We start from the raw sequence: 24,462 nt of genomic DNA on the forward strand, positions 1-24,462 counted from the left end.
AAGGGCTCAACATTATAGCTGCACCGCCCCCGCGGGCACGCCCGTCGCCGATGCGGGCCGCGGCCGGGCCGAAGGTATACTGCCGCTCACCGTTTTCTCCGCCTTTCCGACGATTTCATGGCTGAACCCTCCCTCGGCGTCGCCCTCATCGCCCTCAACGCATCCGCGCGGCTCGCGCAGTGTCTCGATGCGCTGTCGTTCGCCGACGACGTCGTCGTGATCGACGGCGGCAGCACCGACGATACCGTCGCGATCGCGCAGGCGCACGGCGCGCGCGTGATCGTCGAGCGCGACTGGCCGGGCTTCGGCCCGCAGAAGAACCGCGCGCTCGACGCGCTCGGCACCGACTGGATCCTGTCGCTCGATACCGACGAAATCGTCACGCCGGAACTCGCGCGGTCGATCCGCGACGCGATCCGCGCGCCGGCCGCGCAGGTCTATGCGCTCGACCGGCTGTCGAGCTTCTGCGGCCAGTGGATCCATCACAGCGGCTGGTATCCGGACTGGGTGCCGCGGCTGTTCCGGCGCGGCACCGCACGGTTCTCGGACGATCTCGTGCACGAGCGCCTCGTATTCGATACCGCCGCGCAGCGCCTGACCGGCAAGCTGATGCACTACTCGTACGAGGATTTCGAAACGGTCGTGCGCAAGCTCGACGCGTATTCGACGGCCGGCGCGCGCCAGCGCCGCGCGGCCGGCCAGCGCGGCGGCTTCGGCAAGGCGCTCGGCCGCGGCGCGTGGGCGTTCGTGCGAACCTACGTGCTGCGGCGCGGGTTCCTCGACGGCCGCGCGGGCTTCATGATCGCGGTGTTCAACGCGGAAACCGTGTACTACCGCTTCCTGAAGCTCGGTCACGAGCCGACACGCTAGGCACCCGCCCGGTGCGCGATCGGCGCGGCGTTACAATGCCGGGTTGCGCGCACCGTGCGTGCCCGCCCGAGCGGCCGCGCTGCGCGCCGCCCGTCACGACGACCACCGAATCCGACCGCCATGTTCTCCATCATCATCCCGACCTGGAACAACCTGCCGTACCTCAAGCTCGTCGTCGACAGCCTGCGCCGGCATTCCGCGTACGACCACCAGATCATCGTGCACGTGAACGACGGCTCGGACGGCACCCTCGACTGGGTGCGCAACGAAGGGATCGAACACACCGCGTCGCCGACCAACATCGGCATCTGCCATGCGGTCAACCTGGCCGCCGCGCGCGCCACGCGCGACTACGTGGTCTACATGAACGACGACATGTTCTGCTGCCCGGGCTGGGACACGGCGCTCGTGCGCCGCATCGAACAGATGCCCACCGACCTGTTCATGCTGTCGGGCACGATGGTCGAGCCGGTCGACACGCGCAACCCGTGCGTGGTCGTCAGCAATTTCGGCCGCGACGCCGAGCAGTTCGACGCGGCGGGCCTCGTCGCCGCGACTCCGAAGCTGGTGCGTGCCGACTGGCTCGGCTCGACCTGGCCGCCGACGCTCGTGCACCGCGACTGGTGGAACCGCATCGGCGGCTACAGCAGCGAGCTGTCGCCGGGCATGAGCAGCGACAACGACTTCTCGATGAAATTCTGGGACGCCGGTTGCCGGATCTTCGTCGGCGTCGGCGAAAGCCTCGTGTACCACTTCCAGCAGAAGAGCACCGGCAAGATCGTCAAGAACGACGGCCGCCGCCAGTTCCTGAACAAATGGGGCATGACGCAGGCGACGTTCGACCGCTACTACCTGCATCGCGGCGAGCCGCTCGGCACGCAGATCGCGCTCGATACACCGGTGGTGGAAGGCCGCCTCAAGCGCGCGCTGCTGCGCTCGCGGATCAAGCGCGCGTTCAGCTGATCCCGCCCCGAAAACCGCACGGAAACCTGCCCTGCTTCGCGTATACTGCGCCGTTCGTCCCGGGTCTCTCGCCGGGATAAGCGACGCGGCGCAGATGCCCGCAAGCCGCATTCGTCCATACGACAGGTTCCGATGCTTTCGTTTTCCGCTCCCGCCACGCGGCGCCTGACCGCCGCCCGCGCATTCGCCGTCGCCGCGCTCTGCATGGTGCCCGTTTCGACCGCGCTGACCAACGTGTTCTGCGGGCTGTTCGCCGCCGCGCTCGTGATCTCCCCCGAGTTCTGGCGCGACCTGCGCTCGTTCGTCGCCGACCCGGCTTCGCTCGCGGCGCTGCTGATCCTGGCCGCGCTGGCCGCGAGCGTCACCTATACGGTCGCACCGCATCACAAGGCGTGGAACTGGGTCGCGAAGTACGACAAGCTGCTGCTGCTGCCATTCGCCGTGCTCGCGTTCCGTCATTCGAACTGGGCGCCGTTCGTGCGGCGCTGCTGGTTCGGCACGCTGTGCGTGATCCTGCTGCTGTCGACGACCAACTATCTCGGGCTCACCGCGATCGGGCCGGCGTATGCGACCCAACTGCCGCTGTCGCGCGCGTGGGTGTTCAAGAACCACATCGCGGCCGGCATGTTCGGCGCGCTGCTGTTCTACCAGGCGGCCGATCTCGCGCTCGCGGCCCGCACGGCGCTGTCGCGCGCCGCCTATGCGGGCGTCGCCGCGTGGTCGCTCGTCAACGTGTTCGTGATGCTGCAGGGACGCACGGGACAGGTCATCGCGCTGCTGCTGATCCTCGTCGTCGCGGTGCGTTTCGTGCTGTTGCTGCGCCGGCAGTCCGCGCTGCGCGCGGGGCTTGCCGCCGGCGTGCTCGTCCTGGCGGGCGTCGCGCTCGTGGTTGCTGCATGCACGGTCCACAACGGCCGGCTGACGAAGGTCGTGACGGAAGTGCAGCAATACCGGCAGAGCGATGCGGCCACGTCGACCGGGCTGCGCCTCGAGTGGTACAAGAAGGGGCTGGAGCTGTATCGGCAGCGCCCGGTGATCGGCTACGGTGCGGGCGGCCTCGAATCCGAATTCGAGAGGCTCACGGCCGGCAAGACGGCCGCCGAAGGGCAGCTCACGTCGAACCCGCACAATGAATACCTGCTGATGGCCGTGCAGCTCGGTACGATCGGCCTGCTGCTGTTCGTCAACCTGATCGTGCAGATCGCGCGCGGCAGCCGTACGCTCGATCCGCGCTCGCAGCACTTGCTGCTCGGGTGGCTCGCGATCTTCGCGATCGGCAGCCTCGCGAATTCGCTGCTGCTGGATTTCGCCGAAGGGCACTTGATCGTGCTGCTGGCCGGCATCCTGCTCGGTTGCGGCGAACGCGGCGAAGCCCTGCCGCGCGAAACGTCGGCGATCCGGCGCAGCGTGTAACGCACGCCGGCATACGTTCCGCTGCCCTGCCCGGCCGGGTTCGGGGCAGCGGACATCCACCGCCGATGCGGGCGAGCCGCGCGGCTCTCCGCGAAACACGCCCCCTGCGAACGAAGAAAAACGCGCGCTTGCCGCGCGTCAGTCGGATCCGGTGCGGTGCAGCCGCGACGTGTCGACGACGATGTCGGCCGGGCCCGGCGGATTCAGCCCGAGCATCTCGGCTGCCGCGGCCTTCACGCGCTGCGCACTGAGATGAACGAGGCAGTCGCTGCGGCTGTCGACATGACGCTCGCAGCCTTCGTGCCGGCACGGCACGCAGTCGCCTTCCCCTTGCAGCAGCCACACGTTCCCGTGCCGGCCCGAGCCGCGCAGCGACCACGGATTCTCGGTCGCGGGCCAGTGCTGCGGCCACGGCCCCCAGCGCACGGGGTCGGACGGCCCGAACAGCGCGATCGTGTCGGTGCCGGTCGCGGCCGCGACGTGCGTCGCGCCGGTGTCGGGCCCGATGAAGAGCCGCGCGCGCCGCACGAGCTCCGCGCTCTCGCCGAACGTCAGGCGGCCGACCAGGTTCAGCACGTCGCCACCCGCCTCGCTCGCGACCTGCTCCGCATACTCGCGCTCGCGATCGGCCGGGCCGCCCGACAGCGCGACCGCGAAGCCCTGCTCGCGCAACCAGCCGATCATCTCGACCCAGCCGTCGAGCCGCCATTGCTTGTAGCGGAACATCGGATACGGATGCAGCACGACCAGCGGCTTGCCGGCGCGGATCGCGGGCGACTCGGCGAGCCACGCGTCGAAACGTGCGCGCCGCGCGGGATCGTCGCCGATGCCGGGCGCGACGACCTCGGACACCGGCTCGATGCCGATCACCGGCGCAAGCGCGAGCGTACTGACGACCGTATGTGCGGATTCATGGTGATTGATCGCGATCCCGTTCAGCATCATCCGCGTGAGCCACGTGACGCGGTTCGGGTCGACGAGGCCGACCCGCTTGCGACCGGCGAACCAGCTGTAGAAACGCGGCCGGTCGGAACTCAGCGCCGCGCACGCGAGATCGTAGCGGCGCCACATCGACAGCGCGTCGCGCAGCCGCTCGCCGAACCCCGCGCGCTGCGCGACCACGATCACGCGCCGCACGTCCGGATTGTGCTCGAGCACGCCCTCGGTGCCGCGAAACACCAGCATGTCGATCTGCGCGTCCGGCCAGCGGGCCTTCAGCGACCGGACGAGCGGTGTCGTCAGCAGCACGTCGCCGATACGGCGCGGCGCGGCAACGAGGATGGTTCTGGGCGGACGGGCGGAGGAAAACAGGGCCACGGTGATCGTCTGGCTGGCTGAACAAGGCTGGCAATGTACAGGATTTTGCAGCAGCCGGCGCGGCATCGCGCACCGGCCGCACAGGCTGCCGCGATGCGGCCCCGCCGGCGCAGCGTCGTGCGGGACGCGGCCGCACGACGCGCCCGGCGCTACGATGCGATCGGCGCGATCGCAGGTGACGTGGCGGCGGCCGGTTGCGCGAGCGCCGTACCGGCCGCGGCTTCGTCGCGATGGCCGGCCTGCGGCAGCAGGTGGCGCACCGCGCGCTCGACCGCATCGATACCGATCGCGTCGACGGTCGGGCCCGCGCGCAGGATCACGTGCGGCACGCCGAGCGGATGCCAGCGCAGGTATTTCTCGGGACGATCCTCGAACAGGGCGGCCACCGGTACGCCGAGCGCCGACGCAAGATGCACGGGCGCGCTGTCGGCCGAGACGATCGCATCGAGCAGGCTCGCGGCCGCCACCAGCTCGGCGACCGACGAAGGTGCGACATGCCGTGCATTCACGTCGCGCCACAACTCGCCTTCGGCAGCGTGGCCGATGGCCGGATCGCGAAACACGATCACGTCGGCGACCGGTGCGAGGCGCTCGCCGAGGTCGCGCCAGCGGTCGGCGGGCCAGCGGCGCTCGACCGCCTTGTTCGACACGAACAGCCCGACGCGCGGCCTCATGCGCGCGCCGAGCAGCCGATGCCACGTTTCCTGCAGCGTGCGATCGGGATGCACCGACAGCGCGAGGCGATCGAGATCGGCGCAACCGAGTTCGGGCACGAGCCGGAAGCCCGACAACGCTTCGTGGCACATCGGCCGCCGCGCGACATGCTCGGGCTTGCGATCGTCGAATTCGGTCTCGGCATCGTGCCAGCGGCAATCCTTCGCGCGAAGCTGGCGCGCGAACTGCATGCTGCTGCGATGCATGCCGCCGTTCGGCACGATCACGAGGTCGAACCGCAAGCGGCGCAGACGGCGCACGAGGCGCAGCCGGTCGAGGAATGCGCGCATCCGGCCGGGACGATCGTTGCGCTCGCACTGGCGGCTGTACACGTAGGTGTGGATCGTATCCACGTCCGGGTTTCCGGCCAGCGCGGCCGCGTTGTAGCGGTTCGCGACCACATGCAGCTCCGCGCCCGTCCAACGCGCCTTCAGCGCGCCGAGAAACGCCGTCGTGCACAGCATGTCGCCCAGAAAATCAATCCGGATCACGAGGATCCGCTGCGGCGGGTTTCCATTGGCCATGGTCATGTGGGGACAATCAGTTTTTATCGTCGCGACGGGCCGTTCCACGGCATCCTGGTCCGAGGGCTTACCGTGCCGCGCGCTGCCGCACGCCGCACGGATCCCGCCCCTGTTTACGCGCGCTATCGGCGATGCTCGCCATGCGAACCCGCGGCACGCGTCGCGTTCGGACGGTCAGCGCGGGATTGTATAGCGTCCGGATGGCCAGCCCAAGACCCCGGCTGCCGCCACACGTAAAAACGGCCCGCCGCACCGCACGATGGCGATGCGGCGGGCCGCCTCTGCGCGACCGCCGCCGAAGCGGGGCGCGGTCAGTACGTGATTTCGACGACGCTGCCGTCGAACGCCGCGCGCAGATCCGCCAGCAGCACGTCGCTCGGCTTCACGCGCCACGCGTCGCCCAGGCGCATTTCGCCTTGCGCGCGCGCGTTGCTGTAGTGGATCTGGACGGCAAGCCCGTTCGGCAGCGGCGCCGGGGGGCGCCGACCGCCATCGCGCCCCCCGCCGCGCGGCGCGGGCGCTTCGACCACGTTCGCCGCGGCCGGATCGTCGTTCGACACGTGCGGCTCGAGCACGCGGCGCAGCGCGAGCGCGTCGGCGTTGCCGTTCATCGTCAGCCGCACGGCCTGCGCATAGCGGCTACGGGCGCGTTCGAGATCCATCACGGTATCGGCGGTGAAGCGAATGCCGCCGGTAAACGCGTCGTTGCGCGCCTGCCCCTGCACGATCAGCAGCTCGTCTTCCTTGAACAGCGCCTTGTTCGCCTCGAACTGTTCGTTGAAGATCGTGATCTCGCACTGGCCGGAGCCGTCGTCGAGCAGCGCGATCAGCATCTTGCCGCGCTGGGTCATCTGCGTGCGCAGCGACGCGATGATGCCGGCGACGAGCTTGTCGCGCCCTTCCTTCAGGTCGCCGACCTTCTGTCGCACGAAGCGGCGCACTTCTTCGCGATACGCGTCGAACAGATGACCGGACAGGTAGAAGCCGAGCGCGGCCTTTTCTTCCTGCAGGCGGCGCTTGTCGTCCCACGCGGGTTCGTCGACGAGCGCGTGCGCATGCGGCGACTCGGCGCCCATGTCGAACAGCCCGGCCTGCATCGCGTTCGCTTCGGCCTGGTCGGCCGCTTCCATCGCGAGCGGCACCGACGCGATCAACTGCGCACGGTTCGGGTTCAGCGAGTCGAACGCGCCGGCGCGGATCAGCGCCTCGACCGTGCGGCGGTTGACGACGCGCCGGTCGATCCGTTCGCAGAAGTCGAACAGGTCGGTGAACGCCTTTTCCTCGCGCGCACGCAGGATTTCCTCGATCGCGTTCTGGCCGCTGCCCTTCACCGCGCCGAGCCCGTAGCGGATCGTGCGCGAGCGCTTGCCGTCGGCTTGCGCGACCGGCTCGAACCGGTAATGCGACTGGTTGATGTCCGGCGGCAGCACGGCGAGGTTGTTCACGACGCAGTCGTCGAACAGGATCTTCACCTTGTCGGTGTCGTCCATCGCGAGCGTCATGTTGGCCGCCATGAATTCGGCCGGATGGTGCGCCTTCAGCCACGCGGTGTAATACGCGAGCAGCGCATACGCGGCCGCGTGCGACTTGTTGAAGCCGTAGCCCGCGAACTTCTCCATCAAGTCGAAGATCTCGTCGGATTTCTCGCGCGTGAGGCCGTTCTTCGCCGCACCCTCGGCGAAGATCTCGCGATGCTTGGCCATCTCCTCAGGCTTCTTCTTGCCCATCGCGCGACGCAGCAAGTCCGCGCCGCCGAGCGAATAGCCGCCGATGATCTGCGCCATCTGCATCACCTGCTCCTGATAGACCATGATGCCGTAGGTCTCTTTCAGGACGGGTTCGACGCGCGGATCCGGATAGTCGACCTTCTCGCGCCCGTGCTTGCGTGCGCAGAAGCTCGGGATCAGGTCCATCGGGCCCGGACGGTACAACGACACGAGCGCGATGATGTCCTCGAAGCGGTCGGGCTGCGCATCCTTCAGCATGCCCTGCATCCCGCGGCTTTCCAGCTGGAACACCGCGACCGTGTTGGCCTTCTTCAGGATCTGGAACGACGCCGGATCGTCGAGCGGCACCTGCGCGAGCGACCAGTCGGCCTTCGACGGATCGAGGCGGCGGATGTAGCGCTCGGCCCAGTCGAGGATCGTCAGCGTCGTGAGGCCCAGAAAGTCGAACTTCACGAGGCCGACGGCTTCGACGTCGTCCTTGTCGTACTGGCTGACCACGCCGCCGTCGTCGCCCTGCGTGTACAGCGGGCAGAAATCGGTCAGCTTGCCGGGCGCGATCAGCACGCCGCCCGCGTGCATCCCGACGTTACGCGTCAAGCCCTCGACGCGCTGCGCGAGATCGAGCAGTTGGTGGACTTCGTCCTCGTGGTCGTAGCGCTCCTGCAGCTGCGGCTCTTCCTTCATCGCGTCGGCAATCGTCACGTGCTTGCCGGGCTTGAACGGAATCAGCTTCGCGACGCCGTCGGTGAACATGTAGCCGAGGTCGAGCACGCGGCCGATGTCGCGCACGGCCGCCTTCGCGGCCATCGTGCCGAACGTGGCGATCTGCGACACGGCGTCCGCGCCGTATTTCTCCTTCACGTACTGGATCACGCGATCGCGGCCGTGCTGGCAGAAGTCGATGTCGAAGTCGGGCATCGACACGCGTTCCGGGTTCAGGAAGCGCTCGAACAGCAGGTTGTAGCGCAGCGGATCGAGATCGGTGATGCCGAGCGCGTACGCGACCAGCGAGCCGGCGCCCGAGCCGCGGCCCGGGCCGACCGGCACGCCGTTGTTCTTCGCCCAGTTGATGAAGTCCGCGACGATCAGGAAGTAGCCGGGAAAGCCCATCTTCGTGATGGTCCCGCACTCGAATTCGAGGCGCTTGTAGTACGTGTCGCGCTGCGCGTCGCGCTCGGCTTCGACCGGATACAACTGCGCGAGGCGGGTCTCGAGCCCTTCCTTCGACAGCTGGACCAGGTAGTCGTCGAGCGACATGCCGTCCGGCGTCGGGAACAGCGGCAGTTTCGGCTTGCCGAGCTCGAGCTTCAGGTTGCAGCGCTTCGCGATCTCGACCGTGTTCGCGATCGCCGACGGCAGGTCGGCGAACAGCGCGGCCATGTCGTCCTGCGTGCGGAAATACTGGTCGGTCGTGAAACGCTTCTGGCGCCGCGGGTTCGCGAGGATGTCGCCTTCCGAGATGCACACGCGCGCCTCGTGCGCGGTGAAATCGTCGTCGGTCATGAACTGCGTCGGGTGCGTCGCGACGACCGGCAGCTTCAGCGACGCGGCGAGCGTCGCGGCCTGCTGGATGTATGCCTCGGCGCCCGGCTGGCCGTAACGCTGCAGCTCGATGTAGAAGCCGCCCGGAAACACCCGCGCCCAGCGCTCGGCGTGACGGCGCGCGGCTTCTTCGTTGCCCGCGGCCAGCGCGAGCCCGATATCGCCCTGCTGCGCGCCCGACAGTGCGAGCAGCCCCTGCGCGAGCTCGCCGTCGAGCCAGCTCGCGTCGAGTTCCGCGCGGCCGCGGTACTGGTTCGTGAGCCACGCCTTCGACAGCAGCTCGCAGAGATTCAGGTAACCGACCTTGTCCTTGACCAGCAGCAGCAGCCGCGACGGCTTGTCGCGGTCGTCCGGATTGGCAATCCAGACGTCGCAGCCGGCGATCGGCTTGATGCCCTTGCCGCGGGCTTCCTGGTAGAAACGGACGAGACCGAATGCGTTGCCGAGATCGGTGAGCGCGAGCGCGCCCTGACCGTCCGCGGCGGCCGCCTTGACGATGTCGTCAATGCGCACGATGCCGTCGGCGATCGAGAACTCGGAGTGAACGCGAAGATGGACGAAGCGAGGATCTGACATGGGCGCTATTGTAGCCGCCTCGCCGCGCAGGCTGCCCAAAAAATGCCCGCTTTGGCCGTTCGGCCGATGCACGCGGCGACGCGTCGCGCGGCTGGCCGATCGGCCGGATACCGATGCCCGCGCCGTTTGCGGGATAATACGGTTTTTCGAATCAACGCCCCGGCTTCGCACCCTTTTTTGCGGGCCGCCGTGCGGCCGTTTTCCCGTCGGACCATCATGACCATCGTCAACCTCGCCGCCTACCACTTCGTGTCGCTCGACGCGAACGAGCAATGGCGTCCGCTCGTCACCGCCCGCTGCAACGAACTCGGCCTGCGCGGCACGATCCTGCTCGCGCCGGAAGGCATCAACCTGTTCATCGCCGGCACGCGCGAAGCCACCGACGCGTTCATCGCGTACATCCGCCACGATCCGCTGTTCGAAGGCAAGTTCGCGACGCTGCAGTTCAAGGAAAGCCTGTCCGACTCGCAGCCGTTCCGCCGCATGCTCGTGCGCCTGAAGCGCGAGATCATCACGATGAAGAAGCCCGCGATCAAGCCGGAACTCGGCCGCGCGCCGTTCGTCGATGCGCGCACGCTGAAGACGTGGCTCGACCGCGGCCACGACGACACGGGCCGCCCGGTCGTGATGCTCGACACGCGCAACGCGTTCGAAGTCGACGTCGGCACGTTCGACAACGCGCTCGACTACCGGATCGACAAGTTCAGCGAATTCCCGGAAGTGATCGACGCGAACCGCGCCGATCTCGAAGGCAAGACGGTCGTGTCGTTCTGCACCGGCGGCATCCGCTGCGAGAAAGCCGCGATCCACATGAAGGAAATCGGCATCGACAACGTGTACCAGCTCGAAGGCGGGATCCTGAAGTACTTCGAGGAAGTCGGCGGCGCCCACTATCACGGCGACTGCTTCGTGTTCGATTACCGCACCGCGCTGAATCCGCAACTCCAGCCCACCGAGAACGTCACGTGCTTCGCGTGTCGCGCGGTCGTCACGCCGGAAGCGCAACGATCGCCGAGCTACGTGCCCGGCCAGTCGTGCCCGGCCTGCGCGCAGGCAGCCAGCGCCGCGTAACGGCGCGCCTCCCCCACGTCTCACCGCGCCCCGCCGATGAACCCCGGCTATCGCGGCCGCTTCGCGCCCTCGCCCACCGGGCCGCTGCACTTCGGCTCACTGGTCGGCGCGCTCGCGAGCTGGCTCGACGCACGCGCGCACGACGGCATCTGGCTCGTGCGCATCGAGGATCTCGACGGCCCGCGCACGGTGCCCGGCGCGGCCGACGACATCCTCGCGACGCTCGCGCATTTCGGGATGACGCCCGACGAACCGCCCGTCTGGCAGAGTACGCGCGACGCGGCCTACGCGGCCGCGCTCGAGCGGCTCGTCGCGGCGGGGCGCGTGTATCCGTGCGGCTGCACGCGCAAGGAAATCGCCGATTCGCTGCGCGCCGCGCATGAACGCCACACGACGCTCGCGTATCCGGGCACCTGCCGCACCGGCCTGCACGGCAAGCCTGCACGCGCATGGCGGCTGCGCGTGCCGGACGGCAGCGACGCGGTCGTCACGTTCGACGACCGCTGGCAGCACACGCAATCGCAGAACCTCGCGACCGAAGTCGGCGATTTCGTGCTGAAACGCGCGGACGGCCAATGGGCGTATCAGCTCGCGGTCGTCGTCGACGATGCCGACGCCGGTATCACGCACGTCGTGCGCGGCGCCGACCTGCTCGATTCGACCGCGCGCCAGATCTATCTGCAGCGCTGCGTCGGCGTGCCGACGCCCGCATACCTGCACGTGCCGGTCGTCGTCGATGCGAACGGCGAAAAGCTCAGCAAGCAGACGGGCGCGACGGCGCTCGAGCGCCACGATCCGCTGCCGGCGCTGCGGGCGGCGGCAGCGCATCTCGGTCTGGCGGAAGGCGGCGATCTACCGGGCCATACGATCGACGCGTTCTACGCGGCCGCGACCGACGCGTGGGCACGTCGCTTCGGGCCGCGCGCCGGTTGAACCGCCTGCGCGACACCGGCCCGTAGCGACTGCGTTCCGGCATCCGTCAGCGGCGCATCCGACCGCATGAAAGCGTGACGGAAGCCGGAGCACCTCGTCCGCTGCGACACCGCATCAAAATATCCAATCCCGCACGCGGCAAGCTTTCGCGGCCGCGCGCACTCCCCGCCCCGATCGCGTCGCCCAATGAAAAACGGGCACATGCTCGTCGCATGCACCCGCTTGTCCGGCAGCGCCGACGCGCCGCCGCTGCGCTCCGCCCGGCTTACGCCGACGGCTTGCGCGGCATCCCGAAGCCGCCGAGCAGCGCGGCGACCTGGCGCTTCGGCCCTTTCTTTTCCGGCTGCTGCGCGGGCTGCGCGTCGTCCGGCTGCTTCGCGGACGCCGACGGCTCGTACGGCTTCAGGAAGAAATCATCGACCGGCGCTTCGTGGCGGCGATGATGGCCGCCGCGCTCGGTGCTGCCCGACCGGCGACCCGATGCACCGCGATGCTCGTCGCGATCGCGCCGACCGCCGCGCTCGCCACCTCGTTCGCCACCGCGCTCGCCGCCACGTTCATCGTGACGCTGGCGCGCCGGCTTGTCGAGCGTAAGCGTCTGCACGTCGAGCGGACGCTTGATCAGCTTCTCGATATCGGCGAGCTGCTTGCGCTCGTTCGGGCTGCACAGCGACAGCGCGTCGCCCGTCGCACCCGCGCGGCCGGTACGGCCGATCCGGTGCACGTAGTCTTCCGCGCTGAACGGCAGGTCGAAGTTGATCACGGCCGGCAGCTCGGCGATGTCGAGGCCGCGCGCGGCCACGTCGGTCGCGACCAGCGCTTCGATCTCGCCGCGCTTGAACGCGTCGAGCGCCTGCATCCGCTCGATCTGCGTCTTGTCGCCGTGAATCGCCGACGCGACCACGCCGTCGCGCTCGAGATTGCGCGCGAGCCGGCTCGCGCCGATCTTGCTGTTGCAGAACACGATCACCTGCTTGAGGCCGCGATCGCGCAGCAACTGCACGACGGCCGCCTGCTTGTCGCCCTCCGCGACGTCGTAGACGATCTGCGTGACGTTCGCGTTCGTCGAGTTGCTGCGCGCGACCTCGATCGTCTGCGGGTTACGCAGGTAGGTCGATGCGAGCTTCTTGATTTCGCCCGAGAACGTGGCCGAGAACAGCAGCGTCTGACGGTCCTTCGGCAGCAGGTTCAGGATGCGCTGCAGATCGGGCAGGAAGCCCATGTCGAGCATCCGGTCGGCTTCGTCGAGCACGAGGATCTGCACCTGGCCGAGGTTCGCCGTCTTCTGCTGCACGTGGTCGAGCAGGCGGCCCGGCGTCGCGATCAGGATCTCGACGCCGCGGCGCAGTTCGGCCGATTGCGGGTTCATGTCGACGCCGCCGAACACCACCGCGCTGCGCAGCGACGTGTGCTTCGCATACGCGTGCACGTTCGCGGCGACCTGGTCGGCGAGTTCGCGGGTCGGCGTGAGGATCAGCGCCCGCACCGGGTGGCGCGCCGGGGACGCGCTCGTGTTCGCTTGCGGCAGCAAGCGCTGGATGATCGGCAGCGAGAAGCTCGCGGTCTTGCCGGTGCCCGTTTGCGCGGCGCCCATGACGTCGCGGCCGGCGAGCACGACCGGAATGGCCTGCGCCTGGATCGGCGTCGGCGTCGTATAGCCCTGCTCGACAATGGCTTTCAGGATATCGGGGGCAAGGCCGAATTGATCGAAGGTTGCGTCGACGGGCTTGGCGACAGAATCGGACATGGTGGCGTTTCGCTCAAAAGGCGCGGCGGGGACATCGTGCGTCAGGCCGGCCGGGGCCTGCGCTCATCACAATTCGGAAATAGACGGAGCCGCGGCGCGCCGCGCGGCGCCGCTCTGGCGCTTGGGACCGGTTCAATGCGAACGCTGGACGCCAGGCCGTGCGGACTCCGTTCGGCGCGAATGCCGGCGGAAAGGGCCGTATTGTAGCACCGTGCGGGCATCTGTCCGTGACAACGCCGCGAACGGTCGCGACGGCGGTTCGCGCGGCGGGTCTGCCCCGGCCTGCGGAGGCGAGCGGCTGGCCGATCGGCGTAGCCGTATCGGCGGATGAAAAATATCAGGGGTTCGATCGCGCAATCTCGCATCGGGATGCCCGCCGTCGGCCGCGCGTACGGGCCTTCAGCCCGGCGCAACCGGTCAGGGCGAACAGGCTCCGCGCCCGCTGCTCAGCCCTTCTTCTTTTTCTTCTCGACCTGCACGCAATCGCCCAGCAGCGGCGGCGACTTCGGGTCAGCGATCTCGTCGCGCAGCGTCGCTTCCTTGCCTTTCGTCCACCACGTATAGCGGCCGGCCTGGTAGCGCGCGCCCGACCCCGACACCGTGTCGACGAACAGCATCTGCTTGCCGTCGACCGGCACGAGCGCGAAGCTCTGGCCGTTGCCCGCGAGCCAGTACGACACACGCACCGGCGCCTTGTGGTTCGCGCACTGGTAGACGGTAGGCTGGCGCGCGTCGGCGTCGATCTCTTCGACGGTCAGTTGCGCGGCATGCGCGATGGAAACGGCACTGCCGGCGAGCGCAAGCGCGGCGAGGGTTGGGCGAATCATGCAGGTCCTCTCACGAGACGGGTGGAAGCGCGCCATCGGCGGGCGCGCGGTTATTGTTTATCAGGCTGCGGGAAATCGCGCCGGCCGCCGGAATCACGGATCGATCACGTCCGCGCACGCATCGGTCGGCGCCGCGGCGACATGGCCGACGAGCGGCACGATCTTGAGCCCGGCCGACGCCACCCGGCACGGCGCGGCCGCGAGGCCGCAGCCCGCGAGACTCGCGATGAGCGCCAGCGCGGCGCCCAGCTTTCCAATACGCAACCACCTCGACGCCATCGTCGTCTCCTCGTTCCGTCAACGCGCCGACACGGGCCGCACGGCCGCGGCCGCGCGCTTCGCGCGTTCGCGGGCTTCGTCGACGGTCGCGCCGGTCGCCAGCGCGACGCCCATGCGCCGCTTCGCAAAACTCTCCGGCTTGCCGAACAGGCGCAGGTCCGCGCCCGGCACCGCGAGCGCGTCGCGCACGCCTTCGAACGCGATCCAGCGCTCGTCGAGCCCGCCGTAGATCACCGCCGACGCGGCCGGCGTGCCGAGCGCCGGATCGACCGGCAGCCCGAGAATCGCCCGCGCATGCAGCTCGAATTCCGACTGGCGCTGCGACGCGAGCGTGACGAGGCCCGTATCGTGCGGCCGCGGGCTCACCTCGGAGAACCAGACGTCATCGCCGCGCACGAACAGCTCGACGCCGAACAACCCGCGCCCGCCGAGCGCCTCGGTCACCTTGTGCGCGATCTCGCGCGACTTCTCGAGCGCCGCCGCGCTCATCGGCTGCGGCTGCCACGATTCGACGTAGTCGCCCGCCACTTGCACGTGGCCGACCGGCTCGCAGAAGTAGGTGCGCGTGTCGAGCGTCGCCGGGTCGATCGCGCGCACGGTCAGTTGCGTGATCTCGTAGTCGAAATCGACGAAGCCCTCGACGATCACGCGGCCGTGGTTCACGCGCCCGCCCGCCATCGCGTAGTCCCACGCGGCTTGCACGTCGGCGGCGGTCTTCACGACCGACTGCCCCTTGCCCGACGACGACATCACGGGCTTCACGACGCACGGCATGCCGATCTTCGCGACGGCCCCGCTGAAGGCCTCGAACGAATCCGCGAACGCATACGGGGAAGTCGGCAGGCCGAGTTCCTCGGCCGCGAGCCGGCGGATCCCTTCGCGATTCATCGTGAGCTGCGTCGCGCGCGCGGTCGGGATCACCTCGGCGAGACCGGACGCCTCGATCGCCGCGAGCGCGTCGGTGGCGATCGCCTCGATTTCGGGGACGATCAGGTGCGGGCGCTCGGCTTCGACGATGGCCCGCAGCGCGGCCGGGTCCGTCATGTCGATCACGTGCGCGCGATGCGCGACCTGGTGGCCCGGTGCGTCCGGATAGCGATCGACCGCGATGACTTCGACGCCGAGACGCTGCAACGCGATGATGACTTCCTTGCCGAGCTCGCCCGCGCCGAGCAGCATGACGCGCGTGGCCGAGGGTGAAAGCGGCGTACCGAGCCGCTGACCGATCTGCATGTGATTTCCCGCTGGTTCTGTTGGAGGACGAAAACGGCTTCGATGTTAACACGGGCATCGGAGCCGGTTTGGGCGGTTGGGCCGCACCCGCGCGCGATCGCGCGAGGCCCGTGGACGCCCCGCGAACGTTTTCGCACGCGAAGTGTCGGCTCGCCTGCCGCGGGGCGGGTGCGTTACTCTTACGCCTTGATCAGAATCCGAAGAGGAACGAGGCTCATGTCCCACCTGTCTGCCGCCGCACGCGCACGCACCGGCCTGCTTCGCCCGTTGCGCGCGCCGCTCTGCGCGTTGACGCTTGCCACGCTTCTCGCCGCCTGCGCGATGCCGACCCATCCCGATTCCGCCGCCCCCGCGCCCGACCCGTACAACCCGGCCGCCGTCCAGTTGCTCGACGACACGAGCTGGGAACTCACCAGCTGGGTGAACGCCGACGGCACGCCACGCGCGATCCCGCACGGCGACAACGGCGAGCCGATCAGGCTCGCGCTGTCGACCGACTCGGGCATCCGGCGCGCGAGCGGGTTCTCGGGCTGCAACCGCTACATGGGCACCTACGCGATCAAGAACGGCCTGCTGAGCTTCGGCCCGCTCGCCGGCACGCGGATGGCCTGCCCGAACACGCTCGGCGGCCAGCTCGAATCCGCGTACCTCGACGCGCTCGCCCACATCGAGAAGACCGGCGTACAGATGCGCGCGCCCCAGCAATTGCAGATCGTGACGCAGGCCGGCGCAACACTGACGTTCACGCACCGGAGCCCCTGATGCACGGCGCGCGCGAAGGCCGACCGACCGCCTTCGCGTGGCGCGCGACGCGCATGTGCGATCCACGTGCGTCGCGCGGCGTGAATCGGAATCACGCCGCGTTAGAGTCTTGTTCGCCGGCCGGTTAAACTCGGCGGGTCGCGCCCCGCGCGCCCCTCCCCACTCCTGTTTCAAAGCATGCACACGGTTGTCTTCGGCTGGTTCGGCATCTCCGCCGTCTGGTTCCTCCTTCTCTTCTGGCGTCTCGTGCAGGCGATGCTGCCCGGCGGCGCCGGGCTCGCCGGCCGCGGCTCGATCCGCCTGTGGCTCGGCTTCGCCGCGGTATTCGTCTCAAGCGTCACGCTGACGAGCCCGCTGTCGGGCCCCGACACGAACGCGCTCGGCCATGCGTGCTCGGCCGGCTTCGCCCACGTGCTCGGCCCGATCGGCACGCCGGTCGCGATGGTCGTGCTGTTCTTCGCCGGCTTGCCCTGGCTGACCGGCATCGGCTGGCGGCAGTTCGCCGCGTGGGTCGACACGTCGTTCGGCGTCAAGCTGTCGCGCGACGGCGGCGACGACGACGCGCGCGGGATCGCCGACCTGCCGCGCAGCGCGCTGCATCGCGACGACGACGTCGTACAGCCGACCACCGCCCACACCGTCAACTCGATGGCGCCGCGCCAGAACGGCCGGTATTCGCGCCCGACGGTGTGGAAACCCGATCCGCAGGCGCGACCGAAGCCGCGCAGCAAGACGCCACCGCGTCCGCTTGCGGAGCCCGTCGCGCCGTCGGGCTGGCTGAAGCCGACCGCGCCGCAGCGCACGCCTGCGCCGGCCGCGCCGATCCCGGCCAGCGCGATGCCGCCGCCGACCACCGGCAGCACCGCCAGCCTCGCGCGCGCCGCGGCGAACGCGCAAATGCCGCGCCCCGCGCCGGCGCCGCTGCCGGCCGGATTCGAACCCGTCCGGCCGCGTCCGACCGCCGCGCGACCGGCCGCCGCCGCGCTGACGCAGACGGCGCCGCGCGCCACGGTCACGCCACGACCGGCCGGTACGCAGCCGCAAACGCAGCGTCCGCCGGTGCGCCCGGTCGCGGGCACGACGGCAGCCGGCCTGTCGCCGGACGCGGCCCGACGCCGCCCGGCGCCCCCCGCGCCGGCGCGCGCGCCGCTCTATGCGTGGAACGAGAAGCCGGCCGCGCCGATTACGCCGGCGCCGAGCGTTCACGACACGCTGCGCTCGATCGAGGCCAGCACCGCGCAATGGGCGACGCTGGGCGGCGCGCAGTCGGGCGATGCGACGCACGCGGCGGCCCCAGCCGCTGCCGTGGCCGGTGTAACCGCGGCAGCGGGCAGCGTCGCGGCATCGGCATCGGCCGCCGCGTCGAACGCGTTCGTCTCCGCGGCGCACGGCGTCGCAGCCCAGGACGCCCATGTTCCGGCCGAATCCGCGACCTCACCCGCTTACGACGACGGCGCACCGATCGTGCTCGACGCCTTCATGCCGGCGGAATCCGGTATCGCGCAGGCTCCGGTCGGCGATTTGTCCACTCCTGCATTCGATGACGCTGAATCGAACGCACGGTGGAATCCCGGCATCGACGATGCCGCGTTCTCGCATCGTGCCGACGACGAGATCCGTCACGTCGACCAAGCGGCCACCGCGCCGTCGATCGACGCGCCCATCGACCTCGCGCGGTGGGAAGACGTCGTCAGCCCGGCAGCTTCTGCGCTCGACGTGTCGACCGAAAGCCCGATCGCCGAGTCGCTGGCGCACAGCGCGGGATCGGAGTCCACCCATTCAGCCTTCACGCCAGCAGGTGCTGCAGCCGTTCGCGATCCCGGCATCAGCGAGCCGACCGCGTCCGTCGATATCGACGACAACGACGACGCACAACCGGCGCCTGCAATCGATCGCGCTGCACCGGAAGCTGCCAAGCCGGTCGAGGCGGACCCCGCGGCACCGTTGTCGGCCGTCACTCAACGCGCGACGGCCGCTACATATTGGACTGCGCCGACGATGCAGCCTGCCGCGACGCAGACAACCGTCGCCGCGGAATTGCCGAAAGCGCCGGCGGTCCAGCCGTTTGCCGCAGCATCGACGGCTGCGGCTGTCGCCGCATCGCCGCAGGTCAGCACGGCGCCTGACTCGACTGCCCCCGCATCGAGCATCGCGCCCGTCGCCGCCGCCGTTTCGCCGGTCGGCGCGACCGGCACGGCGTCCGCTTTGCCGTCGCAACCGGCCGCATCGGCACCGCCCGTTACTTCCGCCGCGTCGGCATCGCCTGCCGGTGTCACGGGCATGACTTACGGTTCGCTTCCCCCCGCTTCGACGCCCGGATCGACCGATGCGCCCGCCGCGACGCCATCGACGACCGGCGCGTCGGGTTCGACGTTCGGTTCGACTGCGCAAGCGCCTGCAACACCTGCGCCCGCCACCGCGACACCGGCGACTTTCACGTCCGCACCCATCGCTGCGCCGTCTTCCGCGCCGGCATCGACGTTTTCCGCCGACACGGCAACCACGTCGACCACGTTGACCGGCACGACGACCTTCGCTCCATCCGGCTCATCGAGCGCGGTCGCGCCGCAGCCGGCAATCGGCCTGCCCGCGTCGCCAGCCGCGTCCGCACCGGCGTCACCGTCCTTCAGCGCGATCGCGCCGACGACCACGGCCGCCGCGACGCCGGCTTACCAAGTCGCAGGCGCCGCTGCAGGCGGATCGCCGACGTCCATCGGTGCGGCCACCGCGACGCAGGCGCCGTCGATCGCGACTGTCCCTGCCGCAGTCGCGACCCCGACGCTCACGACACAGCCCGCGCCTGCCGCCTCGTCGGCGAGCTGGTCCGTGTCGCATGACGTAACCGCCACACCGCCCGCGGCAACCGTCCCCGGCGCGAACCTCCCGCCCACGCCGGCAACCGTCATTTCCGCGCCGCCGCCCGTCGCGATCCCGCCCATCGGCGCACCGGCCACCGACGCAATCGAGACGATCGAACCGGCCCCGGCCGCGCCCCCCGCCCGCCCGCCGCGCCCGAACGCGTTCGAATTCCACGCGCCCGCGTCGTTCAACGTCGAACTGCCGACGCTCGACCTGCTCGAGCCCGCGTCCGACGACGTCGAAACGATCACCGAGGAACACCTCGCGCAAACCGCGCAAGTAATCGAACAGCGGCTGCAGGAATTCAAGGTGCCGGTGACGGTGGTCGGCGCATCGGCCGGCCCTGTGATCACGCGCTTCGAGATCGAGCCCGCGCTCGGCGTGCGCGGCAGCCAGATCGTCGGGCTGATGAAGGACCTGTCGCGCGGCCTCGGCCTCACGTCGATCCGCGTCGTCGAGACGATCCCCGGCAAGACCTGCATGGGTCTCGAACTGCCGAACGCGAAGCGCCAGATGATCCGCCTGTCGGAGATCCTCGAATCGCGGCAGTACCAGCATTCGCCGTCGCAACTGACGATCGCGATGGGCAAGGACATCACCGGCCACCCGGTCGTCACCGATCTCGCAAAGGCGCCGCACATGCTCGTGGCGGGCACGACGGGTTCGGGCAAGTCGGTCGCGATCAACGCGATGATCCTGTCGCTGCTGTACAAGGCGACGCCGGAAGACGTGCGGCTCATCATGATCGACCCGAAGATGCTGGAGCTGTCGGTCTACGAAGGCATCCCGCACCTGCTCGCGCCGGTCGTCACCGACATGAAGCTCGCGGCGAACGCGCTGAACTGGTGCGTCGGCGAAATGGAGAAGCGCTACCGGCTGATGTCGGCCGTCGGCGTGCGCAACCTCGCGGGCTTCAACCAGAAGATCCGCGACGCAGAGGCGAAGGAAAAGAAGATCGGCAACCCGTTCTCGCTGACGCCCGAGGATCCGGAGCCGCTGTCGACGCTGCCGCTGATCGTCGTCGTGATCGACGAGCTGGCCGACCTGATGATGGTCGCCGGCAAGAAGATCGAGGAGCTGATCGCCCGCCTCGCGCAGAAGGCGCGCGCGGCCGGCATCCACCTGATCCTCGCGACGCAACGGCCGTCCGTCGACGTGATCACGGGCCTCATCAAGGCGAACATCCCGACGCGCGTCGCGTTCCAGGTGTCGTCGAAGATCGACTCGCGCACGATCCTCGACCAGATGGGCGCCGAGTCGCTGCTCGGGATGGGCGACATGCTGTTCCTGCCGCCGGGCACCGGTTATCCTCAGCGCGTGCACGGCGCGTTCGTCGCCGACGAGGAAGTGCACCGGATCGTCGAGTACCTGAAGCAGTTCGGCGAGCCGCAGTACGAGGAAGGGATTCTCGACGGCCCGGCCGCCGACGGCGCGACGCAGGACCTGTTCGGCGATGCGCCGGATGCGGAAGCCGATCCGCTGTACGACGAAGCCGTCGCGTTCGTCGTGCGCACGCGGCGCGCGTCGATCTCGTCGGTGCAGCGTCAGTTGCGCATCGGCTACAACCGCGCGGCGCGGCTCGTCGAGCAGATGGAAGCCGCGGGCCTCGTGTCGGCGATGGGCATCAACGGCAGCCGCGAGGTGCTCGTGCCAGCCGCGGCCGACTGAGCAAGCCGGCAGCACGGCCGCCGGCATCGATACGGGCGCGCCGCGCAAGCGGCTGCCGCAAATACGAAGGGCGCTGCATCGGCAGCGCCCTTCTTGCATCGACCGGGAATCGGCCGCGATTTACTGCGCGACCGGCACCAGCTTGAAGTCGACCGGCTTGCCGACCGCGACCTTCTGCGGATTCGCGCCGAGCTGCCCCGTTTCGACATCGCGACTGAACACGTAGAACGTGTCGCTGTCCTGGTTGCCGACGATCAGCCACTTGCCGGTCGGGTCGATCAGGAATTCGCGCGGCGTCTTGCCGAGGCTCGACTGGCGGCCGACGCGCTTCAACCGGCCGTCGGCCTGGTTCACCGCGTAGATCACCAGGTCGTTCGCGTCGCCGCGGTTGCTCGCGTACAGGAAGCGGCCGTCCGGCGACAGATGGATCGCGCCGCCGCCGACCTTGCCCTTGAAGCCCGGCGCCGTCATCGGCACCGTCTCGACCGGCGTCAGCTTGCCGTCGCGATAGCCGAACACCTCGACCGACGCGTTGAGCTCGCTCGTCACGTACGCGAAGCGGCCGTCCGCGCCGAACACCATGTGACGCGGGCCGGAGCCTGCCTTCACCGGCGTGTAGCGCGTGTCGGTCGGGCTGATCAGCCCGCGGCTGCCGTCCACCGTGTAGCGGTAGCCGTAGATCTTGTCCGCGCCGAGATCCTGCACGAACAGGTAGCGGCCGTCCGGCGAAAACACCGTCGAATGCACGTGCGCGCCGTCCTGGCGGCCCTTCACGGGCCCGGTGCCTTCGTGGTGGACCGCCAGCACGGCCTGGCCGGCCGCGCCGTCGTCGCGCAGCGGAAACACCGCGAAGCTGCCGCCCGGGTCGGCCGCGACCGAGTAGTTGGCGGTCACGAGGTACTTGCCGTCCGGCGACAGCGCGAGATAGCAAGGGTCGTTCCCTTCCGACGATACACGCTCGATGAAGCTCAGCGCGCCCGTCTTCGCGTCGAAGCGGAACGCGCTGACGCCGCCGCGCTGCGTCGCGGGCCCGTCGTCGCCGGGGAGTTCGTTGACCGCGTAGACGGTGCGACCGTCGCGGCTCGGCAACAGATACGACGGATTCACGGTCTTCGCCGACGATACCGGCGCGACGCTGCCGGTTTTGGTATCGAAGCGATAAACGTAGATCCCGTCGCTGCCGCCACCCGTATAGGTGCCGACGAGCAGGTTGTAGACGCCGTCGGCCGGGGCGGACGATTGCTGCGCGAATGCGTGGGTCGCGGACAGGGAAAGCACGATCGCGAAACCTTTCATCCAGTGAGCGAACCTAAGCGGCAACCCTCGTGTCGAAGCGCGTGCGTCACGCTCCCGTAAACGGTTGGCCATTGAATCCTCCTTGCATCGAGTCGCTTCAAGTGTTGAGATAGGACGAAACGCCGGCCGTTCATGCGCTCCGCCGCCCGGCCGAGTATACGGGGCGCGGCGCCCGGGCGTGAAGTCCGGGCCGCCGACGTCCGCATTGTGAACTCGAATACCCAAGGATCGCCTGCCCATGCCCGCCCTGATCGAAGACTACGCCCTCGTCGGCGACGGCCACACGGCCGCGCTGATCGCAAAAGACGGCTCCGTCGACTGGCTGTGCTGGCCCCGCTTCGATTCGGGCGCCTGCTTCGCGGCGCTGCTCGGCACGCCCGAGCACGGCCGCTGGCTGCTTGCTCCGGCCGCCGACGCCGCGATCACGCACACGACACGCCGCTATCGCGGCGACACACTGATTCTCGAAACCGATTACGAAAGCGCCGACGGCGCCGTCACCGTGATCGACTTCATGCCGCCCGGCAACGGCTGGTCCGAACTGGTGCGGATCGTCGTCGGCCGCCACGGCACGATGAAGATGCGCATGGAGCTCGTGTTGCGCTTCGACTACGGCTTCTCGATTCCGTGGGTCACGCAACTGACCCGCGAGGACGGCATGAAGGCCATCGCGGGCCCCGATACCGTCGTGCTGCGCACGCCGGTGCCGCTCACCGGCAAGAACCTCCATACGCTCGCGGAATTCACGGTGAGCGCCGACGAGCGCGTGCCGTTCTCGCTCGGCTACGCGGCGTCGCACATGCGGCTGCCGCCGGCGCGCGACCCGCTGTCGATGCTCGCGCGCACCGAGAACTACTGGCTCGAATGGTCGGGCCGCTGCCAGGTGCAGGGCCGCTACGCGGCCGCCGTGCGCCGCTCGCTGATCACGCTGAAGGCGCTCGCGTACGAGCCGACCGGCGGCATCGTCGCCGCGCCGACCACCTCGCTGCCCGAGAAGATCGGCGGCAACCGCAACTGGGACTACCGCTACTGCTGGCTGCGCGACGCGACGATCACGCTGCTCGCGCTGATGCGCGGCGGCTACTACGACGAGGCGCGCGCGTGGCGCACGTGGCTTGGCCGCGTGATGGCCGGCTCGCCCGAGCAGATCCAGATCATGTACGGGATCGCCGGCGAGCGCCGGCTGCCGGAAATGGAGCTCGACTGGCTGCCCGGCTACCAGGATTCGCTGCCGGTGCGCGTCGGCAACGGCGCCGCGAACCAGCTCCAGCTCGACGTGTTCGGCGAGGTGATGGCCGCGCTGCATCTCGCGCGCGTGGGCGGCCTGCAGGCCGACGACACGGTCTGGTCGGTGCAGTGCGCGCTGCTCGACCACCTCGAGAAGATCTGGCAGGAACCCGACGAAGGGATCTGGGAAACGCGCGGCGGCCGCCGCCATTTCACGTTCTCGAAGGTGATGGCGTGGGTCGCGTTCGACCGCGCGATCAAGTCGGCGGAAATGTTCCGGCTGCCCGGCTCGCTCGACCGCTGGCGCGCGCTGCGCGAGCGGATTCATGCGGACGTCTGCGCGAACGCGTGGCACGAAGGCAAGCAGGCGTTCGCACAGAGCTACGGCAGCGACGAGCTCGATGCGAGCGTGCTGCTGCTGCCGCAGCTCGGCTTCCTGCCGCCGGAAGACCCGCGCATCGTCGGCACAGTCGACGCGATCGAACGGGAATTGCTGCACGACGGGCTCGTGATGCGCTACCGCACGACCGAATACGACGACGGCCTGCCGCCGGGCGAAGGCACGTTTCTCGCGTGCAGCTTCTGGCTGGTCGACAGCTACGCGCTGCTCGGCCGGATCGACGACGCGCATCGGCTCTTCAGCCGGCTGCTCGCGCTGTCCAACGACCTGGGCTTGCTCGCGGAGGAATACGACCCGGTGGCCGGGCGGCTCGTCGGCAACTTCCCGCAGGCGTTCTCGCACGTGGCGCTCGTGCATACCGCGATGAACCTGATGCACCATGAAGACGCGATGGCGCGCGCGGCCGGCCAGCCCGCGCCGGCCGTGGCCACCGGCCGCTGAGCGGCGGCGCGGGCCCTTGTTCATAGATCGTCAAATCGCAAAAATTTGATGAAAAAACCGGGAAATGTTGCAT

16 protein-coding genes are annotated in these 24,462 nt (G+C 69.2%); 8 read left to right on the top strand and 8 right to left on the bottom strand.

The annotated features are described in order from the left end of the window. The first annotated feature begins 117 nt into the window (after nucleotides 1-117). From KR541_RS11960 to KR541_RS11970, 3 genes are all read left to right on the top strand, one after another. Nucleotides 118-870 (top strand): glycosyltransferase family 2 protein, encoded by a 753-nt coding sequence (locus KR541_RS11960; RefSeq protein ID WP_050016370.1) that lies wholly within the window; start codon nucleotides 118-120, stop codon nucleotides 868-870. A 120-nt stretch (nucleotides 871-990) separates the two neighbouring features. Next, nucleotides 991-1,833 carry a glycosyltransferase family 2 protein gene (locus KR541_RS11965; RefSeq protein ID WP_050016365.1) on the top strand — a complete coding sequence of 281 codons (843 nt, stop codon included), beginning with the start codon at nucleotides 991-993 and terminating at the stop codon, nucleotides 1,831-1,833. A 132-nt stretch (nucleotides 1,834-1,965) separates the two neighbouring features. Then, nucleotides 1,966-3,246 carry an O-antigen ligase family protein gene (locus KR541_RS11970; RefSeq protein WP_050016364.1) on the top strand — a complete coding sequence of 427 codons (1,281 nt, stop codon included), beginning with the start codon at nucleotides 1,966-1,968 and terminating at the stop codon, nucleotides 3,244-3,246. A gap of 138 nt (nucleotides 3,247-3,384) precedes the next feature. On the opposite strand, the gene KR541_RS11975 is transcribed toward KR541_RS11970, so the two are convergent. The 3 genes from KR541_RS11975 to dnaE form a co-directional block, all read right to left on the bottom strand. After that, nucleotides 3,385-4,563: a glycosyltransferase family 9 protein gene (locus KR541_RS11975; RefSeq protein WP_050016362.1), complete on the bottom strand. Its 1,179-nt coding sequence runs from the start codon at nucleotides 4,561-4,563 to the stop codon at nucleotides 3,385-3,387. Nucleotides 4,564-4,712: 149 nt separating this feature from the next. After that, nucleotides 4,713-5,801, bottom strand: coding sequence for a glycosyltransferase family 9 protein (locus tag KR541_RS11980; protein ID WP_050016509.1), 1,089 nt, complete (start codon nucleotides 5,799-5,801; stop codon nucleotides 4,713-4,715). 311 nt (nucleotides 5,802-6,112) lie between these two features. Further along, nucleotides 6,113-9,646 carry a DNA polymerase III subunit alpha gene (gene dnaE / locus KR541_RS11985; RefSeq protein ID WP_050016359.1) on the bottom strand — a complete coding sequence of 1,178 codons (3,534 nt, stop codon included), beginning with the start codon at nucleotides 9,644-9,646 and terminating at the stop codon, nucleotides 6,113-6,115. Between the two features lie 216 nt (nucleotides 9,647-9,862). On the opposite strand from dnaE, the gene KR541_RS11990 reads away from it, so the two are divergent. Beyond that, nucleotides 9,863-10,717, top strand: a complete 855-nt coding sequence (locus KR541_RS11990; RefSeq protein ID WP_050016357.1) for a sulfurtransferase — start codon at nucleotides 9,863-9,865, stop codon at nucleotides 10,715-10,717. 36 nt (nucleotides 10,718-10,753) lie between these two features. Then, nucleotides 10,754-11,650: a tRNA glutamyl-Q(34) synthetase GluQRS gene (gluQRS, locus tag KR541_RS11995; protein WP_050016356.1), complete on the top strand. Its 897-nt coding sequence runs from the start codon at nucleotides 10,754-10,756 to the stop codon at nucleotides 11,648-11,650. A 265-nt stretch (nucleotides 11,651-11,915) separates the two neighbouring features. Here the strand turns inward: gluQRS and KR541_RS12000 are convergent, their stop codons facing one another. The 4 genes from KR541_RS12000 to purT form a co-directional block, all read right to left on the bottom strand. Further along, complete coding sequence (locus KR541_RS12000; RefSeq protein ID WP_216089550.1) at nucleotides 11,916-13,397, bottom strand: DEAD/DEAH box helicase; 1,482 nt, start codon at nucleotides 13,395-13,397, stop codon at nucleotides 11,916-11,918. A 446-nt stretch (nucleotides 13,398-13,843) separates the two neighbouring features. Beyond that, nucleotides 13,844-14,224 carry an MliC family protein gene (locus KR541_RS12005; RefSeq protein WP_050016353.1) on the bottom strand — a complete coding sequence of 127 codons (381 nt, stop codon included), beginning with the start codon at nucleotides 14,222-14,224 and terminating at the stop codon, nucleotides 13,844-13,846. 93 nt (nucleotides 14,225-14,317) lie between these two features. Further along, entirely contained in the window at nucleotides 14,318-14,503 is a 186-nt protein-coding gene (locus KR541_RS12010) for a DUF6726 family protein (RefSeq protein ID WP_050016351.1), read from the bottom strand. An 18-nt stretch (nucleotides 14,504-14,521) separates the two neighbouring features. After that, complete coding sequence (gene purT / locus KR541_RS12015) at nucleotides 14,522-15,736, bottom strand: formate-dependent phosphoribosylglycinamide formyltransferase (protein WP_089488702.1); 1,215 nt, start codon at nucleotides 15,734-15,736, stop codon at nucleotides 14,522-14,524. A 216-nt stretch (nucleotides 15,737-15,952) separates the two neighbouring features. On the opposite strand from purT, the gene KR541_RS12020 reads away from it, so the two are divergent. Both KR541_RS12020 and KR541_RS12025 read left to right on the top strand, forming a co-directional pair. Then, on the top strand, nucleotides 15,953-16,498 hold the full coding sequence (locus KR541_RS12020) for an META domain-containing protein (protein WP_050016347.1): 546 nt from the start codon (nucleotides 15,953-15,955) through the stop codon (nucleotides 16,496-16,498). 177 nt (nucleotides 16,499-16,675) lie between these two features. Then, nucleotides 16,676-21,025 carry a DNA translocase FtsK gene (locus tag KR541_RS12025; RefSeq protein ID WP_050016345.1) on the top strand — a complete coding sequence of 1,450 codons (4,350 nt, stop codon included), beginning with the start codon at nucleotides 16,676-16,678 and terminating at the stop codon, nucleotides 21,023-21,025. A 120-nt stretch (nucleotides 21,026-21,145) separates the two neighbouring features. Here KR541_RS12025 and KR541_RS12030 read toward each other — a convergent pair whose 3' ends face one another. After that, complete coding sequence (locus KR541_RS12030; protein ID WP_124631388.1) at nucleotides 21,146-22,393, bottom strand: lactonase family protein; 1,248 nt, start codon at nucleotides 22,391-22,393, stop codon at nucleotides 21,146-21,148. Between the two features lie 166 nt (nucleotides 22,394-22,559). Between KR541_RS12030 and KR541_RS12035 the strand changes: the two genes are divergently transcribed. Then, a complete protein-coding gene (locus tag KR541_RS12035) occupies nucleotides 22,560-24,389 on the top strand; it encodes a glycoside hydrolase family 15 protein (protein ID WP_050016342.1) in 1,830 nt (609 codons plus the stop codon). The last annotated feature ends 73 nt before the right edge of the window (nucleotides 24,390-24,462 follow it).

It is taken from the genome of Burkholderia sola, assembly GCF_905400185.1.
GTDB classification, from domain to species: Bacteria; Pseudomonadota; Gammaproteobacteria; order Burkholderiales; family Burkholderiaceae; genus Burkholderia; species Burkholderia sola.

Excerpts from the sequence above, each read along its gene's own strand:
- KR541_RS11960 (WP_050016370.1), top strand. The coding sequence starts at position 118 with ATGGCTGAACCCTCCCTCGGCGTCGCCCTCATCGCCCTCAACGCATCC.
- KR541_RS11990 (WP_050016357.1), top strand. The coding sequence starts at position 9,863 with ATGACCATCGTCAACCTCGCCGCCTACCACTTCGTGTCGCTCGACGCG.
- purT (WP_089488702.1), bottom strand. The coding sequence starts at position 15,736 with ATGCAGATCGGTCAGCGGCTCGGTACGCCGCTTTCACCCTCGGCCACG.
- KR541_RS11965 (WP_050016365.1), top strand. The coding sequence starts at position 991 with ATGTTCTCCATCATCATCCCGACCTGGAACAACCTGCCGTACCTCAAG.
- gluQRS (WP_050016356.1), top strand. The coding sequence starts at position 10,754 with ATGAACCCCGGCTATCGCGGCCGCTTCGCGCCCTCGCCCACCGGGCCG.
- KR541_RS12025 (WP_050016345.1), top strand. The coding sequence starts at position 16,676 with ATGCACACGGTTGTCTTCGGCTGGTTCGGCATCTCCGCCGTCTGGTTC.
- KR541_RS12010 (WP_050016351.1), bottom strand. The coding sequence starts at position 14,503 with ATGGCGTCGAGGTGGTTGCGTATTGGAAAGCTGGGCGCCGCGCTGGCG.
- KR541_RS11980 (WP_050016509.1), bottom strand. The coding sequence starts at position 5,801 with ATGGCCAATGGAAACCCGCCGCAGCGGATCCTCGTGATCCGGATTGAT.
- KR541_RS11970 (WP_050016364.1), top strand. The coding sequence starts at position 1,966 with ATGCTTTCGTTTTCCGCTCCCGCCACGCGGCGCCTGACCGCCGCCCGC.
- KR541_RS12035 (WP_050016342.1), top strand. The coding sequence starts at position 22,560 with ATGCCCGCCCTGATCGAAGACTACGCCCTCGTCGGCGACGGCCACACG.
- KR541_RS12020 (WP_050016347.1), top strand. The coding sequence starts at position 15,953 with ATGTCCCACCTGTCTGCCGCCGCACGCGCACGCACCGGCCTGCTTCGC.
- KR541_RS12030 (WP_124631388.1), bottom strand. The coding sequence starts at position 22,393 with ATGGCCAACCGTTTACGGGAGCGTGACGCACGCGCTTCGACACGAGGG.
- KR541_RS12000 (WP_216089550.1), bottom strand. The coding sequence starts at position 13,397 with ATGTCCGATTCTGTCGCCAAGCCCGTCGACGCAACCTTCGATCAATTC.
- dnaE (WP_050016359.1), bottom strand. The coding sequence starts at position 9,646 with ATGTCAGATCCTCGCTTCGTCCATCTTCGCGTTCACTCCGAGTTCTCG.
- KR541_RS12005 (WP_050016353.1), bottom strand. The coding sequence starts at position 14,224 with ATGATTCGCCCAACCCTCGCCGCGCTTGCGCTCGCCGGCAGTGCCGTT.